Origin of the sequence: Oceanisphaera sp. IT1-181 (genome assembly GCF_033807535.1) — a bacterium.
Taxonomy (GTDB): domain Bacteria; phylum Pseudomonadota; class Gammaproteobacteria; order Enterobacterales; family Aeromonadaceae; genus Oceanimonas.
On sequence record NZ_CP136856.1, the window covers coordinates 2,593,864 to 2,617,845 of the forward strand.

General features: G+C 42.1%; 17 protein-coding genes and 2 pseudogenes. 1 reads left to right on the top strand and 18 read right to left on the bottom strand.

Annotated elements, in window-relative coordinates; genetic code table 11:
- Nucleotides 1-819, bottom strand: a complete 819-nt coding sequence (locus R0134_RS11540; RefSeq protein WP_319782072.1) for a DUF2194 domain-containing protein — start codon at nucleotides 817-819, stop codon at nucleotides 1-3.
- 994 nt (nucleotides 820-1,813) lie between these two features.
- Here R0134_RS11540 and tnpC point away from each other — a divergent pair.
- A complete protein-coding gene (gene tnpC / locus R0134_RS11545; RefSeq protein ID WP_319782073.1) occupies nucleotides 1,814-3,256 on the top strand; it encodes an IS66 family transposase in 1,443 nt (480 codons plus the stop codon).
- 376 nt (nucleotides 3,257-3,632) lie between these two features.
- Here tnpC and R0134_RS11550 read toward each other — a convergent pair whose 3' ends face one another.
- The 17 genes and pseudogenes from R0134_RS11550 to R0134_RS11640 form a co-directional block, all read right to left on the bottom strand.
- Nucleotides 3,633-4,604: a glycosyltransferase family 2 protein gene (locus R0134_RS11550; RefSeq protein WP_319782074.1), complete on the bottom strand. Its 972-nt coding sequence runs from the start codon at nucleotides 4,602-4,604 to the stop codon at nucleotides 3,633-3,635.
- A complete protein-coding gene (locus R0134_RS11555; protein ID WP_319782075.1) occupies nucleotides 4,605-6,428 on the bottom strand; it encodes an ABC transporter ATP-binding protein in 1,824 nt (607 codons plus the stop codon).
- 123 nt (nucleotides 6,429-6,551) lie between these two features.
- Entirely contained in the window at nucleotides 6,552-6,650 is a 99-nt protein-coding gene (locus tag R0134_RS11560) for a hypothetical protein (protein WP_319784362.1), read from the bottom strand.
- Nucleotides 6,651-6,976: 326 nt separating this feature from the next.
- Nucleotides 6,977-8,080 carry a DegT/DnrJ/EryC1/StrS family aminotransferase gene (locus tag R0134_RS11565; protein WP_319782076.1) on the bottom strand — a complete coding sequence of 368 codons (1,104 nt, stop codon included), beginning with the start codon at nucleotides 8,078-8,080 and terminating at the stop codon, nucleotides 6,977-6,979.
- A complete protein-coding gene (locus R0134_RS11570; RefSeq protein ID WP_319782078.1) occupies nucleotides 8,080-9,255 on the bottom strand; it encodes a formyltransferase family protein in 1,176 nt (391 codons plus the stop codon). Before R0134_RS11570 ends, R0134_RS11565 begins: the two co-directional genes overlap by 1 nt.
- Nucleotides 9,252-9,650, bottom strand: a complete 399-nt coding sequence (locus tag R0134_RS11575; protein WP_319782079.1) for an FdtA/QdtA family cupin domain-containing protein — start codon at nucleotides 9,648-9,650, stop codon at nucleotides 9,252-9,254. The genes R0134_RS11570 and R0134_RS11575 overlap by 4 nt, the downstream gene beginning before the upstream one ends.
- Nucleotides 9,647-10,134, bottom strand: a pseudogene (gene rfbC, locus R0134_RS16530) (dTDP-4-dehydrorhamnose 3,5-epimerase). Before rfbC ends, R0134_RS11575 begins: the two are co-directional and overlap by 4 nt.
- Nucleotides 10,135-10,214: 80 nt before the next feature.
- A complete protein-coding gene (rfbA, locus tag R0134_RS11590; RefSeq protein ID WP_319782082.1) occupies nucleotides 10,215-11,093 on the bottom strand; it encodes a glucose-1-phosphate thymidylyltransferase RfbA in 879 nt (292 codons plus the stop codon).
- Nucleotides 11,094-11,102: 9 nt separating this feature from the next.
- Nucleotides 11,103-11,198: a hypothetical protein gene (locus tag R0134_RS11595; protein WP_319784363.1), complete on the bottom strand. Its 96-nt coding sequence runs from the start codon at nucleotides 11,196-11,198 to the stop codon at nucleotides 11,103-11,105.
- A gap of 809 nt (nucleotides 11,199-12,007) precedes the next feature.
- Nucleotides 12,008-13,042, bottom strand: coding sequence for an NAD-dependent epimerase/dehydratase family protein (locus R0134_RS11600; RefSeq protein ID WP_319782083.1), 1,035 nt, complete (start codon nucleotides 13,040-13,042; stop codon nucleotides 12,008-12,010).
- Between the two features lie 52 nt (nucleotides 13,043-13,094).
- Nucleotides 13,095-14,372: a Vi polysaccharide biosynthesis UDP-N-acetylglucosamine C-6 dehydrogenase TviB gene (gene tviB, locus R0134_RS11605; RefSeq protein ID WP_319782084.1), complete on the bottom strand. Its 1,278-nt coding sequence runs from the start codon at nucleotides 14,370-14,372 to the stop codon at nucleotides 13,095-13,097.
- Nucleotides 14,373-15,314: 942 nt separating this feature from the next.
- Nucleotides 15,315-17,492, bottom strand: a complete 2,178-nt coding sequence (locus R0134_RS11610) for a polysaccharide biosynthesis tyrosine autokinase (RefSeq protein WP_319782085.1) — start codon at nucleotides 17,490-17,492, stop codon at nucleotides 15,315-15,317.
- 10 nt (nucleotides 17,493-17,502) lie between these two features.
- Nucleotides 17,503-17,909, bottom strand: a pseudogene (locus R0134_RS16535) (protein tyrosine phosphatase).
- Nucleotides 17,910-17,951: 42 nt separating this feature from the next.
- Nucleotides 17,952-19,070: a polysaccharide export protein gene (locus tag R0134_RS11625; protein WP_319782089.1), complete on the bottom strand. Its 1,119-nt coding sequence runs from the start codon at nucleotides 19,068-19,070 to the stop codon at nucleotides 17,952-17,954.
- Nucleotides 19,071-20,281: 1,211 nt separating this feature from the next.
- Nucleotides 20,282-22,150, bottom strand: coding sequence for a Wzy polymerase domain-containing protein (locus tag R0134_RS11630; protein ID WP_319782091.1), 1,869 nt, complete (start codon nucleotides 22,148-22,150; stop codon nucleotides 20,282-20,284).
- A gap of 196 nt (nucleotides 22,151-22,346) precedes the next feature.
- Nucleotides 22,347-23,363 carry a UDP-glucose 4-epimerase GalE gene (gene galE, locus R0134_RS11635; protein WP_319782092.1) on the bottom strand — a complete coding sequence of 339 codons (1,017 nt, stop codon included), beginning with the start codon at nucleotides 23,361-23,363 and terminating at the stop codon, nucleotides 22,347-22,349.
- Nucleotides 23,364-23,530: 167 nt separating this feature from the next.
- Complete coding sequence (locus R0134_RS11640) at nucleotides 23,531-23,965, bottom strand: protein tyrosine phosphatase (RefSeq protein ID WP_319782093.1); 435 nt, start codon at nucleotides 23,963-23,965, stop codon at nucleotides 23,531-23,533.
- Nucleotides 23,966-23,982: the final 17 nt, after the last annotated feature.

The following is a 23,982-nucleotide window of genomic DNA, read 5'->3' on the forward strand; positions in this document are numbered from 1 at the left end:
TTAGCCTCGCATACATTTAGATACTGTAGAAAATTTCATCCCAAGCCTTTTTACTTCCTCTATGGCAGACTCTAATAACTCCCCAGTTAAATGGGAATCATGAAAAGCCCAATAGTGAGTGGCAGCAACAAATGATGCATTAAGTTTTGAAGCACGGCGAAGATCAGATAAAAAAACGTCTTTAGATACGTAAGGATTCAATGCATGAGCATATAACTCTGAATGACCGTCGTAATTTAAAGAAAAGGGATAAGGGTAGCCTTTAAAAAATCGCCAACTCCATCTTTTCAACCACGCATAAAAGTAATCTAAAGATATAGGTCTATCTCCCCACACACCCATCATACCGGACAAACATAAAGATTCATTTTTAATTATACGAATACCATCTTTATCTATATGATTTGAAGGTGGAACAAAGACTTTTACCTTAGTATCAAACAGTGACTCCAAGTATATTTTTCCATGAGCTACTTCTTTACTAAGTTGTTCAAAACTTTTCCAAATACACTCAGAAATACTACTCCCCTCTACATTTTTATATTCATGAGTATATCCATGAAGCATTATCTCAACATGACCTTTTTTTACTTTTTCCTTTAAATATCTAACTAAATCCTGGTTTTCAGAAATTGCAGAATATTTATCTTGACGTGTTGAATTTGTATACGCCCTATCATTACCATGACTACTTACTGAAAACGGTACAACCGCCAAAGATATAGGAACTTCACCCCACCATCTAGAATAAGCTAATTCAAGATCATCTATTGTTGTATGATAGCTAGTATCATCATCTCGCACAGCAAAAAAACTCATCGCGATCCACCTTTAAACTATTAATTAATCATGCATAACTTATATGAACTTTCGACTGACTACCTTGAATTATTTTATGACTTCATTCAATAACTTATATTTTACAAGGAAGTAAAACGGCACAGTGATATTTAGCATGTTTGCACCAAATTTCTAATAGGTTCAACTCTGGGCTCTGAGCGGTAGATAAAGCAGTATACTGTTGTTCGTACAGCCACTTATTGCGCATCTCTGGGTCAATAAAGTAATAAATAAATAAATGAATTATCAATCACCAAGATAGTGACTTCATTCTGGCTGGATGATTATGCCAATTTATCCGAAAATGGAACAACATGCCGACTATTTAGCAAGAGCTTAACAAGCTCAACCTGTGACCCCCTATGGCATAATCCAGCGCGCCAATCACATTCTCTCGTTTGCGTCCGATACTGGCATCAGCGTTATGTATCACATATATCGGTGACAAGACTCGCTATACATTCCGTAGACAGGAAAAACCATTCTCATCGCAGTAGAGAAGTTCTATTTTTCCTGCCTTAGCCACCTCATGATTTCCCGCCAAGCGGCTTTTTGCTTATCGCAAGGCTACTTCGTCTCTTTTTCAAGACTGAGCCGAGTCCGTTTGAAAGAAAGCTTTCTGGCTTTCAGTCCAGCAGAAAGGCGGTCCAAACTGAATGAAAGAGCATCAGGATAAAGTCGCTGACACGAGCTACAATTTTGGCTCGCATCCGTGGCTCAGCACGAGCTGATTTTTGTAGCTGTAGCCAACATGTCATACCATTGTGTAAAAATAACTAATCATATTATGCTGATCCGCAGGATTGCCGATAAAGTTGGCAGCTAAAAGAGAGAATACTTAGATACAGTGTAACTATTCAGCTTAAGAATCGACGTTGAGAAGATCATCCCGCTTCTCAACTATTTTTCAGGATCATTTGACCGATCCTGTCAGTCTGTCATGCTAGTCCTAAGCCAGTTAACTCCGTGCATAATGAACTTAAAAGACATCAATATCCAAGACGTTGTTGAGCAAACACGAAAGCAACTGATTGCAGACAAAACGATTACGCCTTCTCTCAAAATGTCGATTGAGCTCATTTTGATGATCGTCACGTTGTTGGCTCAAAAATTTGGCCTTAATAGTAAAAACAGCAGCATTCCTCCTTCTCAAGACACGAATCGCAAGAAATCCCCCACTACCGGCTCTGAATTGAAGCCCGGTGGTCAGCCTGGCCGCATCGGAAAAACCCTGTTACAAACCGACTCCCCTGATGAAATCAACATCATATACGTGGAGCGTGATTCCTTACCGAAAGGCCGGTACCACGAAGTCGGGTTCCAAAAGCGCCAAGTGGTTGATATCGATATCAGTAAAGTCGTCATCGAGTATCAAGCGCAGATCCTTGAAGACGAGCACGGCACCCGTTTCATGGGGCAGTTTCCTCACGGCGTGACTCGCCCTGTGCAATATGGTGCCGGTCTGAAAGCCCATGCGGTGTACTTATCTCAATATCAGCTACTCCCTTACAACCGCATCGAAGAGTACTTTAACGATCAACTCGGTATCCCCCTCAGTGCGGGCAGCTTGTTTAACTTCAATGAGCAAGCCGCAACATTAGTGCGTTCATCAGGTGCGCAAGATGCCATCCAGCACGCCTTAGCACAGTCGCCGTTACTGCATGTCGATGAAACGGGCATTAATGTAGATGGCGTACGCCATTGGCTGCATGGTGCATCAACAACACAATGGACGTATTTTTACCCGCATAAAAATAGAGGAAAAATCGCCATGGATGAGGCGGGTGTTTTACCTTATTTTACCGGTGTGTTGTGCCATGACCATTGGAAACCGTATTACCAATACACGCAATGCGACCATGCCTTGTGCAATGCGCATCATCTGCGCGAGCTTGAGCGTGCTTGGGAGCAAGATGGCATGGAATGGGCCAAGGCGCTGCAAACCTTATTAAAAATGATAAATAAACGGCAAATCGATGAGGGCGCGTTAGATGAGCTCAGTCAGCAGCAGTATATAAAGGCGTACCAAGGCATCTTAGCGAGGGGCGATATCCATTGTCCGCCACCGGATGAAAGCACTCGAAAAAAGGGCCAACGAGGGCGGCTAAAACGCACCAAATCACGGGCGTTATTAGAGCGATTACGGGACTATCAAGATGATGTCTTGCGCTTTATGGTGTCTGAGGTAACGGTGCCGTTTACCAATAATCAGGGTGAGAATGACATCCGGATGACCAAAGTACAGCAAAAAATATCAGGCTGTTTTAGAAGTATGCAAGGCGCTGAGATGTTCTGTTTAATCAGGAGCTATCTCTCGACGTGTCGAAAACAGTCCGTGTCAGCGAGCTCAGCCTTGGAGTTATTATTTAACGATCAGCTGCCAAGCATTTTTTACGCCAAGTCGGAAGCTGAATAGTTACGATACAGTTTTATATTTAGATCACTTTCTTACTTAGATTAGTATCAGCAGTTAGCTTAGCAAGCCGGCCACCTTTATGGCCAATCAAACTGCCCCATAAATCCCTTGGTTCACTAGTGCCTATAGAGTTGTAAATCAGCTGATCGCTCATTAGAAACATCTGGGTAATTTACACAACGCTAACGATATCATTTAGTGCGAGCAGCACCAGTTCTCTTCGCCTTAAATCAAAGAAAAGATAATGTTTTGACACCTCCTCTTGAGTGATGACTTATTCGGCTGTCAGCGGTTGTCCTAATAGGGTTCGATTCATAAAGGGCCACACAAAATGGCATCTATGATGACCGTACAGATCCAGTTAGGTTATGCAGTATTACTTAATAATTAAAGGCATTGCTAAAATATAAACTATTTTTTTTAGAAACTTATAATCATTAAAAAACTTACTTGGATATTTAAATACAGCAGATGATAAAATTGATAATGCATATCCCCTATACCTAAAAAGCTCTTCACGCCACTTCATCCTAACATCATTAGGCATGGAACATTCAAACTTGCGAAACTTCAATGACAACGAGCATAATTCATTAATAAAGTGAATATCTGCTCTATCAATAGATACTTTTTTAGCCCAAGTCTTTATCGTATAATTACGCAACCAGTAAGCACTTTCAAGTCTTGTGACATAATTTTTAGAAGGAAATTTAGATGCTGAAGATGGATAATGAACATAGTAATAACTTGAATCAAGTTTTCCTACTTTTTTACAATTTTCAAAAATAAGTCTATTCGCTACTTCGTCAGAATTGGTTGAATTAAAGTTTATTTTTCTATAAGCCTCTAGCGCGCATTCTGTTTTATAAATTCCATTAGTATATATTTCCCAAGATGGTATAGTTTTTGATATGACATCTTCGCCCTTCAATGGAAAATTAAATTTCACTTCAAATGTTTTACTCTCCTCCCCATCCAGATAAACGAAGTTATACAAAAGAGCATCAATGTTATTATCAGACATAAATTTTATATATGCTTCTTCTGCAACATTGGCATCGACATAGTCATCTGCATCTAAGAATGTTACAAATTTAGAGTTCGAATTTTTTAGGCCTAATAACCTTGCCGCTGTAATCCCTTTATTTTCTTGACTTATTAATTTGGCCCTTGGTTCAATATCGACAAACTTCTTAATTATTTCCTTGGTATTGTCTTCAGATCCATCATCAACGAAAATAATTTCTATATTTTTTAACGTTTGATTTTTGAGTGAATCGAAACATCGCGACATCAAACCACCAGAGTTAAAACAAGGTATAATAAATGTAAGTATTGCTTTGGACATTTAATTCTCCATTATACTTTTACTATCGAGTTCAAGCCCGGCCTTAAAAAAATCACTTCTGGAATAGAGTTCATCGAAACGACCTTTATCTGTCACTTGGCCTTTTTCCATCATGTATATAAGGTCACACTTTTCTACTGTTTTTATTCTATGAGCTATCATTATAATTGTTTTACTACCACTTAAATCATTAATTGCGTCCATCACAGCTCTTTCACTTATTGAATCTAGCGCGCTTGTAGCTTCATCGAATATTAATATACTAGGATCATGATATAATGCTCTCGCTATCCCAATTCTTTGTCGCTGACCACCGGAAAGTTGGACTCCTCTTTCGCCAACTCTAGTATTTAAACCATCTGGCAAATTATTTATAAACTCATCGGCATGAGCCAATAAAATCACATTATTTAACTTATCTTTATCTATTTCATCAGGCTGACATCCGAATGCAATATTTTGTGCTATAGAACTATCTGAAAGATAAATTGATTGAGGAACGTAACCAATACTTGCCATCCATGCACTTTTATTATTGTCATCAATTTTAACGCCATCCACAGTTAGGTGCCCTTTCTGAGGATCGATTAACTTTAGAATACAATCTACAAGAGTAGACTTCCCTGAACCTGATGCACCAACAATACCAATAGCACTATTAACAGCAATGTCCATTGACACTCCACAAAGTGCAAAGTCTTTATCGTCACTATAAGAAAAGAAAATATCTTTCAAACTAATTTTTTCATGTGCAATAATTTTTTCTTTTTTAACAATAAAAAAATCATCAACCGAGTTGCTAACCGCTGCATTTTTTAAATCATTTTCTATTGATAAAAATGAAGATGAATGTCCTTTAATATGGGATAATCCTGTATAAACCCCTTGAAAGGCAGGAAGTAACTTCAACCCCCCAAATGCCAGAACAGATATTACAGGAAGAACCTCCTCTAAATTACCATCAGACGTTTTTATCATAATTAAAAGGGCAACTATAACAGACCCAAACGCAATCAACTCAACTAAATATCGCGGAAAGTTAGCCATAAAATTATTATCACTAACGGCTTTAGATAGCTCATCAGAACATCTAGAGAAATCATCGGAGTATTTTTTATTTAACCCTGATATAATCACATCTTTTATCCCTCCAAAGCCCTCATTCATTAATCTAAACATCTTTGAATAAGCTTGGGAAAGACTAACACTGTTATCCTTTAACTTATCTTTTGCAAATCTAAAAATAACAACATACACAATAAAAAAAAGCAGTAAAAATGATAAGGAAACAATTGGCTTGTACATAAAAAATGACAAACTAAAAATAAAAATAAGAATAAATTTAGAATTAATCTCTAAGAGAGGCTGAATAATCCCATTATTAACTCTTAAGGCTTCCGTGGAAATATTTTTTATATAGTCAGAACTATTCCTATTGCTATGAAACAACCATGTCCCACTCATATAGTATCGGTACAATTTTTCAGATAAAGAAATTCCAACACTAGCAGATAATGAATATATCCTTCTGGCTACAAAGATAGAAAAAAACGAAGACAAAATTAATATTATTAGAACAATAGTTCCAGAGAAGAAAAGAAAACTATATTTATCCTCAAAGCCTAATGACGTATAAATACCATTCAAAAAACTATTCTGGTAGATTGAGTTTACATTCCCAACCAGTGACATCAATGCGCCTACCGATGCTATACTAGCAAGTTCAATAAACGCTCCAAATATCATAAGTAACTGAAGCTTTATAACGTTTTTTCTATGCTGCCCATCTAATATAGACCAAATCCTTTTGAGCATCGAATTCATTGAAAAATCCTTTAATAAGTTTTCTATTTGTCACTAAAATATATTTCAGCAGAAAAATTTAAAACTTACTTAACTTATTAAGTTCGTTAAGAAGATTAAATTTACGTTAATCACAATATATATTTATTTATTACATTTTGATATAACTTCATAAACGTCATCCAACACTAACCTTGGCCCCATAGGTAGACTTAATACTTGATCATGAATAGCCTCAGTGATCGGGCAATTCTGATTATTCCAATCACCATAAACCTGCTGTTGATGTAGAGGTAATGGAAGACTTTGAGCATTAACGCCGTTTCATAGCGCTATCGCTGTATTAAAAGCTACGACCACGCCGACCATGATGTTCACCGCAGTAACACTGGCCGATGCATCATCATAATCAATACCTCAAATGGAAAACTTGTTTCTTGTATCTGAAATCTATAAAGCGCATCTTCAATGAAACCTTCATGACTAAATGAAAGGCAATGTATATTAATCATAATTTCATTGGTATTATTCCACGCCGTTCATTAGCCGTAATTTTTCATACCATAAACTTAAAATTTATTGATTAAATCCACGATTCTAATTACTTGCTCTTCAGTTATTGTCGGCCCCATAGGCAGGCTTAGCACCTGGGCATGAATAGCTTCGGTAATGGGATAGTTTTTCTTGTTCCAATCTCTATAGGCCTGCTGATGATGAGGCGGCAGCGGGTAGTGGATCAGAGATTGAACACCCTGCTCCATCAGGTGCTGTTGCAGCAACCCTCTCAATGAGGTACGAATGACAAACAGATGGAATACGTGTGATTCTTCGTTCTCCCAGCTTGGCAAGACAATATCCGAGTGTGTAATACCGTCAAGGTACGCTTTAGCTACCGCTCGTCGATGGGCGATTTCTGTATCCAAATGTCGCAGCTTCACTCTGAGCATAGCGGCCTGAATTTCATCCAGTCGGCTATTTACACCTTGATACAGGTTTTCATACTTTTTGTGGCTACCATAGTTGCCAAGCGCGCGAATCGTTTTTGCTAATTCGTCATCATTGGTCGTTACTGCACCGGCATCGCCCAACGCACCGAGGTTTTTGCCTGGGTAAAAACTAAAGCCGCTAGCATGGCCCCAGTTACCCGCCTTTATACCATTGATATTGGCACCGTGTGCTTGTGCAGAGTCTTCGAGTACTAATAGATTATGCCGTTCAGCGATATCCATAATGGCAGGCATGTCGGCTAATTGACCGTATAAATGCACAGGTAAAATAGCTCGAGTTTTGGGAGTGACTGCCGCTTCGGTATTTTTAGGGCATAGATTGTACGTGGCTAGATCGGGCTCGACTAGTACTGGTACTAAACGGTTTTCGGTAATAGCAAGAATACTGGCGATATAGGTGTTGGCCGGCACAATAACCTCGTCACCTTCTTTCAACTTGCCCAGCTCTTTCCATGCTCGTAGAGTAAGAGTAAGTGCATCTAACCCATTTGCAACACCAATAGCGTGATTAGTACCACAGTAATCGTAAAATTCTTGCTCAAAGGCGCTTACTTCCGAGCCTTGTATGTACCAACCCGAATCAATCACTCGAGTAGCTGCATTGATAAGCTCTGTTCTGTATTGCTGATTAATCGTCTTCAGATCTAAAAAATTAATAGTTGACATTATAACCCCAGATAATAAGTTTCTTCTGTTGATATATAATCATATACTGTTTTACCTGACCAATCCCGCAGTCGCGAATCAGCTCCCTTATCAAGCAGAAATGAAATAATGTTATAATCCTTACTTCTTAAAGCATAATCTTTTGCGTACATCAGAACGGTGGTTCCTCGATAGTTTCTATCATTAATATTAGCTCCACGTTCCAGCAAAAATTCTATTATATCTTTTCTGCCATGGTATGCAGCAACGATTATTGGAGACCAGCCTTTTTCATTCTTATCATTAATCCCTAGAAAACGATGAACACTTTCTCTAAAGTCTTTTACACTAATAGTCGGCATTAAATCTAATTCATTATTAAAATTATCAAAAAACAATTTAACATTTAAATCTATAGTTGAAATTAAAAAATAATCTTGAAAAACTCCAACTACCTCTCCAGGTTTAACACTTGACTTAACATTAGTTATAACCACATCAGAAATTGCTTTATCTTGAAAATAAACTAATTGATAAGGTCTAAAACTGAAGGCGTAAACTTGCCTCTTTATATTCCAAGCTGTCTGATTTAAATCAATTTCAATATCAGAAAAATCTATTGCTTTATTTGAAAAATATGTTGAAAACTCTGCTGATTGAGGAATAAATACAATATCAACATTATCAATCAGTCTCGAAAAGTAATCAGTTAGTAACTTTTTAGAGGTGTCAATGTATTTTCTATAACAATCTTGGCTTCTATCATTATCGTTTATCAAAAATGTCTGTTGTGCAACAATATCACCTGTATCGATTCCTCTATCTATCTTATGAAGTGTTACACCTGACTTACGATCACCGAACAAAATAGGCCAAACAGAAGTGAACATTCCTTTGTACTTAGGGAGGATCGAGAAGTGAATATTATATATTCTAGTCGTACTAATCCGAGCAGAATCTACTATTCGATCGAATTCTAGAGAAATAAACATATCAATATTAGAATCATAAATTTCTTCAAGAGTTCTAACTGAAACATTATTCTCTTTTGCTGCTTTCAAAAGTGACCTTTGCCACTCATCATGCCCACTATCATTTTTGTTAACAATGACGGAGATATCTTTTTCCTTAAAATATTTTAAAGCTAGCTTCAATCCATGAACAGCAATATCGTTCTTACCTGCTATTACAATCACTTGTTCACCTTTAAGAATTCTTGATAATCCCGAATATAGTCTGCTTCATCATAATGTTCACTGGCCAGAACCAATAATACGCAGTCTTCACTGAAGTCATGCATTTCATGCCAGACCAGACCTTCAATTAGCAAGCCTCGGGTTGGGGAGTCCAGCCAAACTTCTTTTTTTTCGATACCGTTGTCCAAAACCATTCGACATTTACCGGTAACACACACCGCAACTTGCTTGAGATTTTTATGGGCATGAAAACCCCGAGCCACTCCAAGCAAAGTACCAAAAATGTAATACACCCGCTTAATATCAAACGGGACAGTTTTTTCCGCTTCTAAAGCGACCAGTGAGCCTCGATTATCGCCTAGTGGTGGAAATTCAACATACTTGATCCGATTCATAGATCCTCCTTGACTGTTGAACGGAACGGCAACGCTTCTTTATCTTTTTCGCTGATATTAAACCTAATTGACTCTGGCCATTGGATCGCCAAGTCTCTGTCATCCCACCTTATCGCCCTTTCACAATCCTTGACGTAATAGTCGATGGTTTTGTACAGAAAGTGGGTGTTATCTTCCAATGCTATAAAACCATGGGCAAAACCTTCCAGTATCCACAGTATATGCTGGTTACAACTATTGAGCTCTGCGCCCACTCATTTCCCGAAAGTAGGTGAGTTCTTGCGGATATCTACAGCCACATCGAAAGCCGATCCCTGAGTTACTCTTACCAACTTGCCTTGGGCATGGGGGCCAGTTGATAATGCAAACCACGCAGCACACCTTTATGCGAGCAGGAATGATTGTCTTGTACAAAGGACCTAGGCATAGGCAATCCCAGATTTTTTAGTTCTGCATGAAAACGCCGCTCATTAAAGCTTTCCATAAACTAGCCGCGCTCGTCTTCAAATATCGTTGGCTCTATCAGTACCACACCGGAGACGGCGGTTTGAGTCAGCTTCATACCTACCTCTCTTGTAACAGCTTGATAAGGTACTGGCCGTAACCGGTTTTTTTGAATTTTTCAGCCTGTGCCTGTAACTGGTCACCGTTGATCCAACCGTTATGCCATGCTATTTCTTCTAGGCAGGCCACCTTCAGGCCCTGACGTTGCTCTATGGTGTGCACGAAGTGACCGGCTTCCAGCAGGGATTCATGGGTGCCGCTGTCTAACCAGGCAAAACCCCGCCCCAGTATTTCCACCTGCAACTGTTTGTCTTGCAGATAACGCAGGTTGATATCGGTGATCTCCAGCTCACCACGGGACGAAGGAGAAAGAGATTTGGCAATCTCTATTACTCGATTGTCATAGAAATAAAGGCCGGTCACCGCGTAATTAGACCTAGGCTTTGCTGGCTTTTCCTCAATGCTAACGGCCTTGCCGCTGGCATCAAAGTCCACCACGCCAAAACGACTCGGGTCGGCTACATGGTAGCCAAACACGGTGGCACCCTGCTGTTGTTCGGCTGCGGCTTTGAGCTTGTTGGAAAAATACTGACCGTAGAAGATATTGTCGCCCAGAATCAAGCAGCAGTTATCGTTGCCGATAAACTCCTCGCCAATGATAAAAGCCTGCGCCAAGCCATCTGGGCTCGGCTGCTCGGCATATTGCAACGAGATACCAAATTGGCTGCCGTCACCGAGCATTTTTTTAAAATTGGGCAGATCCTCTGGGGTGGAGATAATCAAAACCTCACGGATACCCGTCAACATCAAAATAGATAGTGGATAGTAGATCATCGGTTTGTCGTAAACCGGCAACAACTGCTTGGATACGCCCATGGTTATGGGGTGCAAACGAGTACCAGAACCCCCAGCGAGAATAATGCCTTTACGTTGCGTCATGTTACTCCCTTAACTTTTGATAGTTTCTTGAAGCATTCTGGTCATTCCCTGCTGCCATTTTGGCAGTACCAAATTGAAGCAACTGCGGAACTTGTCAGTATCCAGCCGTGAGTTGTGCGGACGTTTGGCCGAAGTGGAATATTCACTGGTAGGAACAGTGTTACTGCCAACGGTTGCCCCATCTCCCTTGCCTGCTCAATAACCAGCGTGGCGTATTAGTGCCAACTGGTTTCACCGCCGGCAGCCAGATGATAAGGAGAACGGTATAATAGGTGTGGAACCGAAACTGTAAATTAAAGATCTTCTTTGCCACGGAAGAACACCCTCTTTGTTTACGAGAGTCACGGACGTAGTTCACGTGCGACAAGAGCCTAAAAACCTTTGATAGGAGAACCCCTCCTGTGATTACTTACTTGTGTTTGGCTCTTACCATAAAGTTCACTTTCAGATCTGATCACTATTTTTCAGTGCCTCTCATAAATAAAGAAGTGTGGATTCCGTGGCAAAAAATCTTGAGTTTCTAAAGGGAAAACTATCGGCTAACCGAAAGTTCCACAGGAGTTATGAGCTATTACTTAAGCAGTCCGCCATAGCTACTGTGGATAGCCAAGCTCCAAACTACGGCGAAGCTCTCTTCGCTGGGCCAGCGTAGCTGGTGAGTTTTAGAGCCAAACCTAAAGCCAAATTCCAAACCGTGCTGAATACTCTTTACCGAAAACAAGGGCACCTACAAGGTCAAAACCAAGCGCTAAAAACGTGCCGAAGGAGTCTTGAATCTTTAGGGCCTGCAACAAAATAACCCACGTTAGTTCCCCAGCATTACTTAGCCCCGAAAGTGCCGGGTTATGCAGTGCGCAAGGCATGGGCGCTAACATCGGCCAGTAGATCCGCACCGGTGACCAGAATTTTCATGTTTACTGCTCCCGACTAGTCAAAGATTGCACATACCAGGGCATGGCCTTGCCAATGCCGTCGTAAATTCGGTAGCCAGGCGCATAACCCAGCTTGCTTGCCGCCTTGCTGATGTCAGCCTGGGAATGTCGTACGTCTCCGGCACGAAAATCGCGGTAAATCGGCGTTTTTCCATAAGTCACACTACTGTCCACTAGCGCGGTTTTGAGTGCATCGAATAGGGTGTTGAGTGTGGTTCTGTCGCCTACCGCCACGTTATAAACCTCATTTGTAGCCTCATCAATTGCGGTGGCTGCCAGTATATTCATCTGCACCACGTTCTCGATAAAACAGAAGTCGCGGCTGGTTTCACCATCGCCATTAATGAAAAGATCTTCACCGTTAATCATGGCTGCAGTCCACTTAGGGATAACGGCTGCATAAGCACCATTGGGATCTTGCCGTTTGCCAAAGACGTTGAAATAACGCAGACCAATAGTGTTGAAGTCATAGGTTTTGGCGAATACATCGGCATACAGCTCGTTCACGTATTTGGTGACTGCATAGGGGGAGAGCGGCTTACCAATGTTTTCTTCTACTTTTGGTAGCGACGGATGATCTCCATAGGTAGAACTACTGGCGGCGTAGGTAAAGCTTGCTACCTCGGCATCACGCGCGGCCACCAGCATGTTCAAAAATCCGGTAATGTTGGCGGCGTTGGTGGTAATCGGGTCGGCTATGCTGCGCGGGACTGAACCCAGAGCCGCTTGATGCAGCACATAGTCAACACTGTGACATGCGGCTTGGCAGTCTTCTAGACTTCGGATGTCACCTTGAATGAAGTTAAAACGTGACCATTGCTCGATGCTAACCAAACTTTGCACTTCATCTAAATTGTGCTGATGGCCGGTAGTAAAATTATCTAAACCCACTACATTTTGGTTTAACTTAAGTAATGTTTCTAATAAATTAGAGCCGATAAACCCAGCTACTCCAGAGATCAACCATTTTTTAGGTTGTTGTTGTAACTGGTCTAGTAGTTTTTGATAAGCACTCATGATGCTCCTCATGATTAGCTGGTGTCGCTAAGTATTAGTTAATAAATTAACCCTATAAGCGCAAATCTGAGTCTGCGGCGCTGAGTAGATATTTTAAGTCATATAAAATATGCTTCTCTTTACCCAACTCACGAATTTTATCGACACCCATTTCCTTAAATTCATTATGGCTAACGGCTAACACTATAGCATCGTAAGCCCCCCGCTCAGGCTTTACTACAGGTAGAATATCGTACTCATGCTGTGCTTCTTGTACGTTAACCCAAGGATCATACACATCGACTTGAATGCCGTATTCATCAAGCTCTTTTACTATATCTACAACGCGGGTATTGCGTAAATCTGGGCAGTTTTCTTTAAAGGCTAAGCCCATAATTAAAATACGCGCGCCTTGTACATGAATGCGGCGCTTGAGCATGGCTTTAACCAATTGATTAACTACGTACTCGCCCATTCCATCGTTCAAACGACGGCCAGAAAGAATAATTTCTGGCTGATAGCCGATACTTTGCGCTTTATGAGTTAAGTAGTAAGGGTCAACACCTATGCAATGACCGCCCACTAAACCAGGTCGAAATGGTAAAAAATTCCACTTGGTACCAGCGGCTTGCAACACGGCTTCAGTATCAATACCAAGTTTGTTAAAAATAATTGCCAGCTCATTAACTAAAGCGATATTGACGTCACGCTGAGTATTTTCAATTACTTTTGCGGCTTCGGCTACCTTAATGCTACTGGCTTTATGAGTGCCGACTGTAATAATTTCGTTATAAAGTACATCGACAATATTCGCTACTTCTGGTGTAGAGCCAGCAGTTACTTTTTTAATATTAGTAATACGATGTTCTTTATCACCTGGATTTATGCGCTCAGGACTGTAGCCAGCATAAAAATCTTGGTTAAATATAAGGCCGGATACTTTTTCTAAAACAGGTACGCAATCATCTTCAGTAGCACCAGGGTAAACTGTCGATTCATAAATAACAATATCATTTTTTTTCAATATACTACCGACTGTTTCTGATGCTTTAATTAGCGGGGTAAGATCAGGCTGTTTATGCTCATTGATAGGAGTAGGAACTGTAACGATAAATACATTACAATCTTTTAAATCATTCGGGTTAACTGTATAACTAAGCAGCTCAGCTTGGGCGAGTTCTGTATCACTGACCTCAAGAGTACTATCATATCCTGTCTTTAATGCATCTATGCGGGACTTACTAATATCAAAACCAACAACTGAACGCTTCTTACCAAACTCAACGGCTAATGGTAGACCAACGTAGCCTAAACCTATAATAGCAATCTTAATTGTGTCTAGACTATGCATTATACTTCTTCCTTTTATTTAATAATTAAAACAAGGAGAATACTTCAGTTCTTGGTCATCATTAGCAATAAATCTCAGAAAGGAATTTTTATCGATGAGCCTACCCTCTAATCCTCAATGGTTAAAGACCTACACTCGCAGTGATAGTAGGCATAATTTCCATTACCAAAGAAGCATGCCTTACGCTATATATCATTGAACAACAAGCCTTTACGCTAATGATATTGTTATGTAAATCTTTAAACTCACGCTACCGCCACAAGGTTGCAGCCCCTTGATGCTGATTAACTTTTATGTATGCCATATACTTTAAGACATTCATTAAAAACTTTGGCATTTTTATCAACTAGTAACCTTTAAGACAAAGTGATTGCAAGACAAAGTTCTTGCTGTGATTGAATCTTTTATTTTAGCGTAGCATAAAATGTATGTTTGGTAGGTAAGCAGCATGATATAAATCACACTTTTTAACTTATTTCTTATTTTAACAGGTTAATTATTTTTATGATGAAGGTGCACTAAGAGTCCATATCTCTATCTTACAACAAGCGTCCACAGTAGAAAAATTATATATCTTTATTGGTCATTGATTGTTTTGACAATATAGAATTCGAGCCCTATCTTTCGTCATTACGACTGCATTAGACCGTCTCTCAGGTGCTATATCAGAACTAGATTTATTATCATCATCAATATTTCAGTATCTTGCTTACTATTTTTAAACACCACTGCTAGTTCCTAATACTCATAAGTATAATGAGAAAAATAACATCTCGTATTTTGTTGCCTTTATAATATTTACCGTCAAGAAGTAAAAGTGTAAATGATGAGACTGGGGCAAGCCCGGTATGATGAGATAACTATAAAACTAAAGGTCGAAAGGACGGGTCGATAACAGCGACTCTTTACTACAGTCGTTGCTTGTCCCCTTTCCTCTTTAAATCAAGAATTGTATTCATAGTTGTAGTAGCCGTAGCCTGATGATTTACGTTCTACCGCGTTGAATACAATGCCTTTTACATTGATATTGTTTTGCTGATAACGGCGTATGGCAACCTCTACTTCTTTTAACGTATTTTTGGCGTAGCGACTGACCATAAGCGTGGTGCCGGTCTGAGCACTGATGATAACCGGATCCGTTACTGCAAGAATTGGTGGGGTGTCGATAATAACCAAGTCGTATTGCTTACCTGCCTCTGCCAACAGCTGGTTAAAATTGTCATGCATCAAAAGTTCGGATGGGTTAGGTGGCACTTGACCACGGGATATAAAGTGCAGATTTTCAATTTCTGTACTCTGCACTGCTTGCGATAATACCAAACGGCCGGTTAACAGCTCAGATAATCCCTGCTCGGCCTTTTTATTAAAAAAATGATGAAGATAGCCTTTGCGTAGGTCGCCATCGATTAACAATACTTTTTGCCCGGTCTGGGCACAAATAGCCGCCAGATTAGAGCTAATAAACGACTTACCGACTTCTGGGCTGGGGCCGCCAATGGCGATGATGTTGTTACTGGCTTCCACCATCGCAAAGTGCAGACTGGTGCGCAGGGCACGTAACGATTCTATCGCTAAATCTGTGGGATTAAGTATTGTCAGTAATTTACTTTGTTCGCGCAGAGCTTTACGTCTATTTTTAACCGTAGTTCTTTGCTGTATTTCACTTAATGGAACAGTGGCATATACGTTCATGCCGACCTGTGCAAAGTCTTCCGGGTTTTCTATACCCCGTTTCATTAAACCGCGAATCAGAACAAGGCTAACACCGAGCATACCGCCTAGCACAGTTGCCATTGCCATTATCATGGGTTTTTCAGGTTTAACGGCTCTGGGTTGAACTACAGCATCATCTATTATCCGCACATTACCCACAGTGCCTGCTTTTACTATTTGCAGCTCTTGTGCCTTGTTTAGCAGCTGAATATAAATCTCCTGACTTACCTGTACGTCGCGGGTTAAACGCAATATTTCTTGCTGGGTAATTGGCAAATTTTCTACCTGACTGACTAGCTGCTTTCTATCTTGGTTAAGCGCCTGCTTTTTCTCCAGCAGAGCCTGGTAGCTAGGATGAGCCCGAGTATAAAGCCGACTGAGTTCCGACTCATTAAACGACAGTTCATTCAACTGTTTTTCTAAATTTACTAATTGGCTGAGCACGCCTTTGGTTTCAATACCCAAATCTACCGACTTATTCTGCTGACGGTACTGATTCAACCCTTCTTCAGCCTGATCCAACTTGGCTTTTAGTTCTGGTTGCTGCTCGATTAAAAAAGACAGACTTTTTTCGGCCTCGGCAGACATACGCTGAATGTTCTGCAACAGATATTGGCGTGCCACTGCATTGAGCGTTGCAGTAATATCCGCCTGGTCAGTACCAGTTAGACTAAGCTGCAAAATGCCTGTTCCTCTGCCTTTTTCACTAACAGACAGCCTGCCACTCAGGGCAGAAATGGCACTCAGCCGGCTGGCTTTAGTCAACAAAAATTCTGTACCCGAGCGAGCAACCAAATCGGTTACCAACAAATGAATACCATTTTGCTCAACAAGTTCACCGGCTTTTCCTGTAAGCAGTCTGGTACCCTCGCTATTAAACAGCTCGTAGCCTTGCTCGGTAGCTCGCAGTGTTAATTGCTGCCCCTCAATAGTCGATGGTACAAGCAACTGACTCACATTTATTTTCTCTCCGCCCCAGGCGAAACGATTGAAAAAAGCAACTTCAGCAGGCTTCTCCCCTTGATAACGATTAGCTAAAAACTCACCTATATAAGGGAAATAAAGCGGCGCTACAATAATGTCGCGCTTGCTCTCCTCCACTGCCGCGCCTAGTACCATACGCGAGCCGATAATTTCCATCTCGGCACTGGTGTTACTTTGTTGCAAGAATAAATCCTTCATATCACCGAGTGCCGCCATGCCACTGGATTTTTCTTCTACCTGTAACAAGACGTTGGCCTTGTATACTGGGGTGGTCAGCATAGCATTGGTAATGCCGACCACCATGGCAAGAGCGGTAATGCCTACTATTATCCATTTTCCGTCCAATAGCAGACTAAACAAGCGACCAAAGTCTATTTCGTTGTCTTGAGGTTGGATGTTATTGATTATGGTTTGCTGTGTCATGGGTGCTCTCTTATTTATCTAGCCTGTCGGCCCATAGCACACAATTGGGCGCTATCAACCCATAAACATGCTCAAAGGTTCCTAGGCTTTTTTGATAAGGGTCGGGAACTTCCTGATTATTGCTCCACTGACCCAACAAAAAGGTTTTACCCCGCACTTCGGGTGCTAACCTGCTGATGCCTTCTTTATGTCTATTTCCATTACCAAAATAATATCTGCTTCGCGGCACAAGGCAGCAGTCAGCTGGCGAGCACTATGAGAAGGACAGATAAGCTGGTATTGCTCGGCTACTTTTCTGGCCGTAGCATCCATGTCATTATCTACTAAGGCGCTCAGGCCGGCCGTGTGTACAGTTTTGCGCGGTAATGCTTGTTGATGCAAAAATTCGGCAGTGGGGCTGCGGCAAAGATTACCCACGCACCACCAGAATATTATTAAACATCGGTTACTCCGCTTATGTTACTCAACAAGGCTAGCGCTAGTGTATACGCCACCTAAGGTAGGTAGTAACTGGTCTATTACGCGGTTCCAGCGGGAGACGGGAGCTGCGGTAACAAAGACGATATCGCGCTCTTGCAGTTTAAAGCTGTCGGCCAGCACTAGGGCCGCGGCATTTTTGGCATTGAGCTGATATACATCAGCAATACGACCGCTCTCTTGAGGGGCGCGCCTAAACACAAACACACCCGTTGCATCAGACGTTATCTGGCTCATGCCTTCGGCGTCGGCCAGCGCTTCGGCCAAGGTTTTACCATTACGGCCCATAGACAGTGTTTGCTGCTTGCCCACTTCACCCAGTACAAACACTTTGCTGTCGTCGTTGCGGTTAATGTTGATCACATCATTAGGCTGCAACAATATGTTTTGGCTTACATCCCCCTCTTTATACAAATCGCGCAGTGAGAAACGAAGGCTTTGCTCGCCACGATTTAGTATTACCGCTTGCCAATCGGCAAATTCGGTCAAGCCACCAACTTGGCTCACTGCATCCACCAAAGTTAGCGGAATATTAGTAATCGACAGCGTGCCTGGATTTTTTACCTCGCCGGTCACATATATCCACTTAGAGCGAAACGCCGCTATGGTGACGTCTACTTGTGGGCTCTCTACATAACGCGCTAGCCGGTGACTGATTAGATCGCGAATCTCACTAATTTTTAAGCCTGCCACATGAAGATTGCCAATATATGGGTAGAACATAGTGCCATCGGTATGCACCCAGTTACCGACTTCTTGTGAGCTACGATATTGCCCAGCCGGCATAGTAAGTTCGGGGTGGTCCCATACAGTGACGCTTAATATATCACCAGGCCCCACCAAATAGTCGTAGTTAGCAATTTGTTCTCGCAATGCCTGATCCGTGGACGCCTTCACAGGTGCGGGTGCGGACTGAGACAGTAGAGATGCCGCTGAGATAGGGTAGATATTGATAAGCTTACTTAAATCGAGATTCCGATCAGGATGCTTACCCACAACAGTTCCATACGAGTCAGAAAAATGAGCACCTGGAATAACAGTACAACCACTAAGCAAGACACCAATTAAGACTAACACTGGGGTTGAATAAGCAAGTTTCATTAATGAATCCCTTAATAAATAAGAAAGTATATATGTTAAATAAATTATACCCAGCAAGGGATAGCCTAACGAATGGTGGTCAGCTAAACATATGTTGCTGATATTTAGCTCGGCAAGATGTTTAGGTTTAAACTATCGCCAACTTATTAAAAATAATTATTTATACCTTACCTGATTACGTATGAACCTCAGCCATAATACACCCTGTTTAGGTTTGTTCTTTGTAGCTGCCCCGTCTCTTTAATAAAGAGGACTTCGGCAGGCCAGCTCTGCTGGCTGTTACTGAGGTTTAGATTTAAACCAAAACACCAAACCGGGCCGAATAAATTGGCCCCTACAAGGTCAAAATACCAAACTGGGCCTCATATTCTTTACCGAAGAGGCGGCACCTCCCTGTAACCTATTGAATTAATTGGTGCTTAGTTCTCTGAAACATGGCTGAGCTTTGTGGGTAATCAGGATACCTTAAATACACGCTACCGCCACAAGGTTGCAGCTCCTTGATGCTGATAAATTTCTATAAACACGATTAAATTATGAGTGTTTTATTGTGACCACGAGTATTTTTTTCATCAACTAGCAGCCTTACAACATTTCTTAGTTAGTCATTATTTCTTGTAGCCTAGCATAAAAAACATGCTTTACAGGAGAGCAATACAACATATAAATCACATTTTTGTAACTTATATATAATGTTTAAGATTGCTTGTTTTTACGAAAAAGGTGAACTACGAGTCCCAATCAGTAAGCGAACACAACGGTAGCTACCGCCAAGCATTGAGAAGGTTATTGTCGTGTGTGGACTGGCATTTTGAGGCATTATTCGAGGATATGTGCAGGCCTAAGATGCATCGCTCATAGTTAGAACCTGGGCACGATCCTGCGAGAAGTAGTCGATTGGTTCGCCAAGCTAGTAGAGGGACTGGCTTAAGTCCCCCAATGCGTATTCGCAGCGAGATGTTTCATTAGTAAGATCTAAAACTCAGCTTTAAACCAGTAAGTTAAATAACTAAACCATCCTGCTCCATAGCTCCTTTATTATGCAAAACATAGCTGGACTACTGCTGCGGTGTTTTGTAGGCGAGCACTTGTTCTCTCATTACGCTGTAAGCGTAAACCATGAGCCGACGGTGAAGAGTTCAAAGGGAGGACAACCAACAGCGTACCAGTCTCAGGAAGCTTCAACTCAGTACTTCTCCCTAAAATAACTATTAGTAATCAATTGCCGAGCCTACAGGGTCAGCTAAGTGGTGAAATATCTGCACTTTTTCATCTATAGCCAGCTGTGATTTAAGACTCTCTATAGCCTGCGTTTTAAATAAGCTTTGCTGAGGGTATTCCAGCTGTAGTCGAAGGACAAAGCTTGCGACCTGCGCATCTCGACCTGCTGCCAATAACGCCACTATATGGTTATGCAGTAAAGTAGTACGCGGTAAGCGGGTGATCACAGGCTCAGACCAGACTAAGTATTCGGCTATCGCGGCTTGATCTTGTTCTTTAATGGCTTTTTCTAATGCTAGGCTATGCCGATATAGCGCTTGGCGGTCAGCCCAAAACCATGGGTTCCATGTTTGAGTTAATCTCTCAGGTTCAGAAAAGTGTCCACGCTGATATTCTGTTAACTGATAAACGGTTTGCAGGCCAGTCGCCATATACAGCACCATAACGCCCCCAACCAACACTAGCCCCACTCTTACGACGACTAAACTGCGGCCACCAGCACTCGTTGTTTTTTCTTTAACGCTTCTCCTGTCACTCTTTACCCTTAACTCTTCGCCTGCGCAGTTTAATTCTTCACTTGCCGCGACTTGACTGTCGAAATACCACAGCACCAAGAGCAGCCAAATCCAGTGCACACTAGAATGCCCTAAAGGGTATTCCGACATTAAATGCGCAAACAGTGGCAAACATAAAGCCAGCATGGCTAATCGCTCACCGGCACTTAAGCGCAACCATACTCCTAATATCCCCCAAGCCAGCAGCGCCCAAGCCAGTAAAGTAATGACACCGCCCTCTACCCACCACATCAGCACTTCATTATGCGGGTGGTGTAAGTCACCCGGCATAGCAGGCACTGCACCACTTAACGCCAGCAAACGCCCTGCTTCGGCATAATATGCAGACTCAAAATTGCCATAGCCTACGCCCAACCAAATATGCTGCACAACCAACCCCAAGGTGGTTTGCCAAATTTCGTAGCGCACACCCAGCTCGCCATATACCGCCAAGGCACGGCGGTGCATATCAAAATGCAGTAATAGCGCTAATCCTGCACCGGTGCCGCATACCACCAAGGCGATTAATACTCCGCGTTGCACACGGCTGGTTAACCGTAACCAACACACCGGCAGCAGCAAACATAACCCCACCAACAGGCTATATAAACCGGCACGACTCTGCAGCAAGACGACTAGCACTAATCCCGCAACCGCCACTGTCGAGCACCATAGCCACCAAAGCCCGCGCCATTCGCCGTTAGAGCGACGTACCAATAAATACAACGCCAACAACACACCTGAGCCCACAAAGCTCGACATCACGTTACGCTGCATAAAAATACCGTAGGGGAAGCGCACCTTGGTATTAAACAAAAACCAATTATCAGCAAGCAGAAAAAAAAACTGCACCAACCCAAAGCTAATTTGTACGGTAGCCAGCATAAGCAAGGTACACAGCAAAAAATGCCGTTGCTGGGCGTTAAAACGACACTGCTGTAATATCCAAAACAACAACACGCCCGCCGTTAGTGCCAATAAACGTGGCAGCGCCTGCCAGTAGACGGCCTGCAAATTTACGGTGCTACTGCTGAAATCTGCCAACAATGTAAACAGCCACGGCAACCACAATACCAACGCCGCTAAAAAAAAATATCGCCCTAGCTCACTGCTTACCCGCACAGGTTTTAATGCTATCGCCCCCGCAATAAACACTGATCCCACAAACAACCAAGTAATAGCATTAAATGGCAGATCTAAATCGCTCCCGCCCAAATGATGAACAAACACATGCTGGCCAAATAAAGCCCAGATAACAAAAAGGGCGAGCACCCCACGGCCCCGCCCTTGAAATATTTTATGCATTTAATATATCTAACCTAAAATTCATTAATATAAACCTCTAAAAATCTCTCGTAACGAAACACCCAGATAATGAAAGAAATACTAAGTAAACCTTATGGGTGAGACCTTATAAATTAAGCATTTTATTAGGTTATCGCTCAGCGCCCATGTTATTACATGTATTCTGTAGCAAAAAAATATTTAGACCTTGGACGCTTTACTTCTCATATCCGCTAGGATTTTTAGATTGCCAGCGCCATGCGTCCACCATCATTTGCTCTAGGTCGCGTTCTGCTTGCCAACCGAGCTCAGCTAATGCCTTAGCGGGATCTGCCCAGCATTCAGCAATATCGCCGAGGCGGCGAGGTGCAATGTTAAACGCAACCGGTTGGCCACAGGCTTGCTCAAACGCATTAACCATTTGCAACACCGAATAGCCCTGCCCAGTGCCTAAGTTATAGATGCTTACACCGGTATAATCTGCAATACGCGTTAGTGCTTTAAGGTGGCCCAGAGCCAAGTCAACTACATGAATGTAATCGCGGATACCGGTACCATCGATTGTGGGGTAATCGTCACCAAACACCGCCAACGCTTTTAACCGACCCACGGCTACCTGAGAAATATACGGCAATAAGTTATTAGGGATACCATTAGGATCTTCACCCATCAAACCCGACTCATGGGCACCCACCGGATTAAAATAGCGCAATAAAGCTATCGACCAGCGTTCGTCTGACTGAGCTACGTCTTGCAGTATTTTTTCTACCATCAGCTTGGATGTCCCATACGGATTGGTAGTGCCACCCACGACAAAATCTTCGGTAATCGGCATCTGCTGTGGCTCGCCATACACAGTGGCTGACGAGCTAAATACCAGCTTAAACACTCCCGCTTTCTGCATGGCATTCACTAGCACTAAGGTACCGTTTACATTGTTATCATAATAACGCAGCGGCTGCGCCACACTCTCGCCGACTGCTTTTAGACCAGCGAAATGCACTACCGCACCAATATTGTGCTCGCTGAATAATATATCGAGCAAAGCCGCATCGCGAATATCGCCTTCAATGAACTCCGGCTGCTTGCCGGTGATTTTGGCCACTCGGCGCAACGATTCTGGTGAAGCATTACACAAGTTATCCAACACCAACACCTGTTGGCCATCATTCAACAGCTCAACCAGTGTATGTGAGCCAATATACCCTGCGCCACCGGTTACCAAAATCGCCATATTTTTATTCCAATGTATAATTTTTGATACTCAATGTTCAATTAAACTAGCTTAAAGCGCAAGTAAGTACACACCTAGTGAGTGCTTACTTAGCTAACCTAAGCCTCAACCACTGAACGCCAAGCCGTGTTAAAGAAAACGAGGGCTTACTTAACAGCTCTCGGATTTTACTCATCCAGCTTGCTCGCCCACAATTCGCAGTTGTGTGCGATAAGCTGATAAACGTGCTCGAAGGCTTCGGGGCTTTTTTTATATGGATCGGGAACTTCTTGCTCTTGTTGCCATTGGCCAAGCAAAAAAGTTTTGCCTCTCGCTTCAGGTGCTAGCCGAGTAATGCTCTCTTTGTGTCTTTTTTCCATAACCAAAATAATGTCTGCTTCACGGCATAAGGCGGCAGTTAGCTGACGAGCTCTGTGGGTAGGGCACTCCAGTTGATGGTGTTCTGCTATTTTCCGAGCCGTGGCATCCATGTCTTTATCTACCAGAGCGCCAAGGCCTGCCGAGTGTACCGTTTTGTTTGGTAATAAGCGGTTAAGAAAAAACTCGGCGGTCGGGCTGCGACAAATATTACCGACACACACCACCAGAATATTGTTAAACATTTATAGTTTCCATGGTT

Coding starts and splice junctions, on each gene's coding strand:
- R0134_RS11640 (WP_319782093.1), bottom strand. CDS start 23,965: ATGTTTAACAATATTCTGGTGGTGTGTGTCGGTAATATTTGTCGCAGC.
- R0134_RS11540 (WP_319782072.1), bottom strand. CDS start 819: ATGAGTTTTTTTGCTGTGCGAGATGATGATACTAGCTATCATACAACA.
- tviB (WP_319782084.1), bottom strand. CDS start 14,372: ATGCATAGTCTAGACACAATTAAGATTGCTATTATAGGTTTAGGCTAC.
- R0134_RS11625 (WP_319782089.1), bottom strand. CDS start 19,070: ATGAAACTTGCTTATTCAACCCCAGTGTTAGTCTTAATTGGTGTCTTG.
- R0134_RS11555 (WP_319782075.1), bottom strand. CDS start 6,428: ATGAATTCGATGCTCAAAAGGATTTGGTCTATATTAGATGGGCAGCAT.
- R0134_RS11575 (WP_319782079.1), bottom strand. CDS start 9,650: ATGAATCGGATCAAGTATGTTGAATTTCCACCACTAGGCGATAATCGA.
- R0134_RS11550 (WP_319782074.1), bottom strand. CDS start 4,604: ATGTCCAAAGCAATACTTACATTTATTATACCTTGTTTTAACTCTGGT.
- R0134_RS11610 (WP_319782085.1), bottom strand. CDS start 17,492: ATGACACAGCAAACCATAATCAATAACATCCAACCTCAAGACAACGAA.
- galE (WP_319782092.1), bottom strand. CDS start 23,363: ATGGCGATTTTGGTAACCGGTGGCGCAGGGTATATTGGCTCACATACA.
- R0134_RS11565 (WP_319782076.1), bottom strand. CDS start 8,080: ATGTCAACTATTAATTTTTTAGATCTGAAGACGATTAATCAGCAATAC.
- R0134_RS11600 (WP_319782083.1), bottom strand. CDS start 13,042: ATGAGTGCTTATCAAAAACTACTAGACCAGTTACAACAACAACCTAAA.
- R0134_RS11630 (WP_319782091.1), bottom strand. CDS start 22,150: ATGCATAAAATATTTCAAGGGCGGGGCCGTGGGGTGCTCGCCCTTTTT.
- rfbA (WP_319782082.1), bottom strand. CDS start 11,093: ATGACGCAACGTAAAGGCATTATTCTCGCTGGGGGTTCTGGTACTCGT.
- tnpC (WP_319782073.1), top strand. CDS start 1,814: ATGAACTTAAAAGACATCAATATCCAAGACGTTGTTGAGCAAACACGA.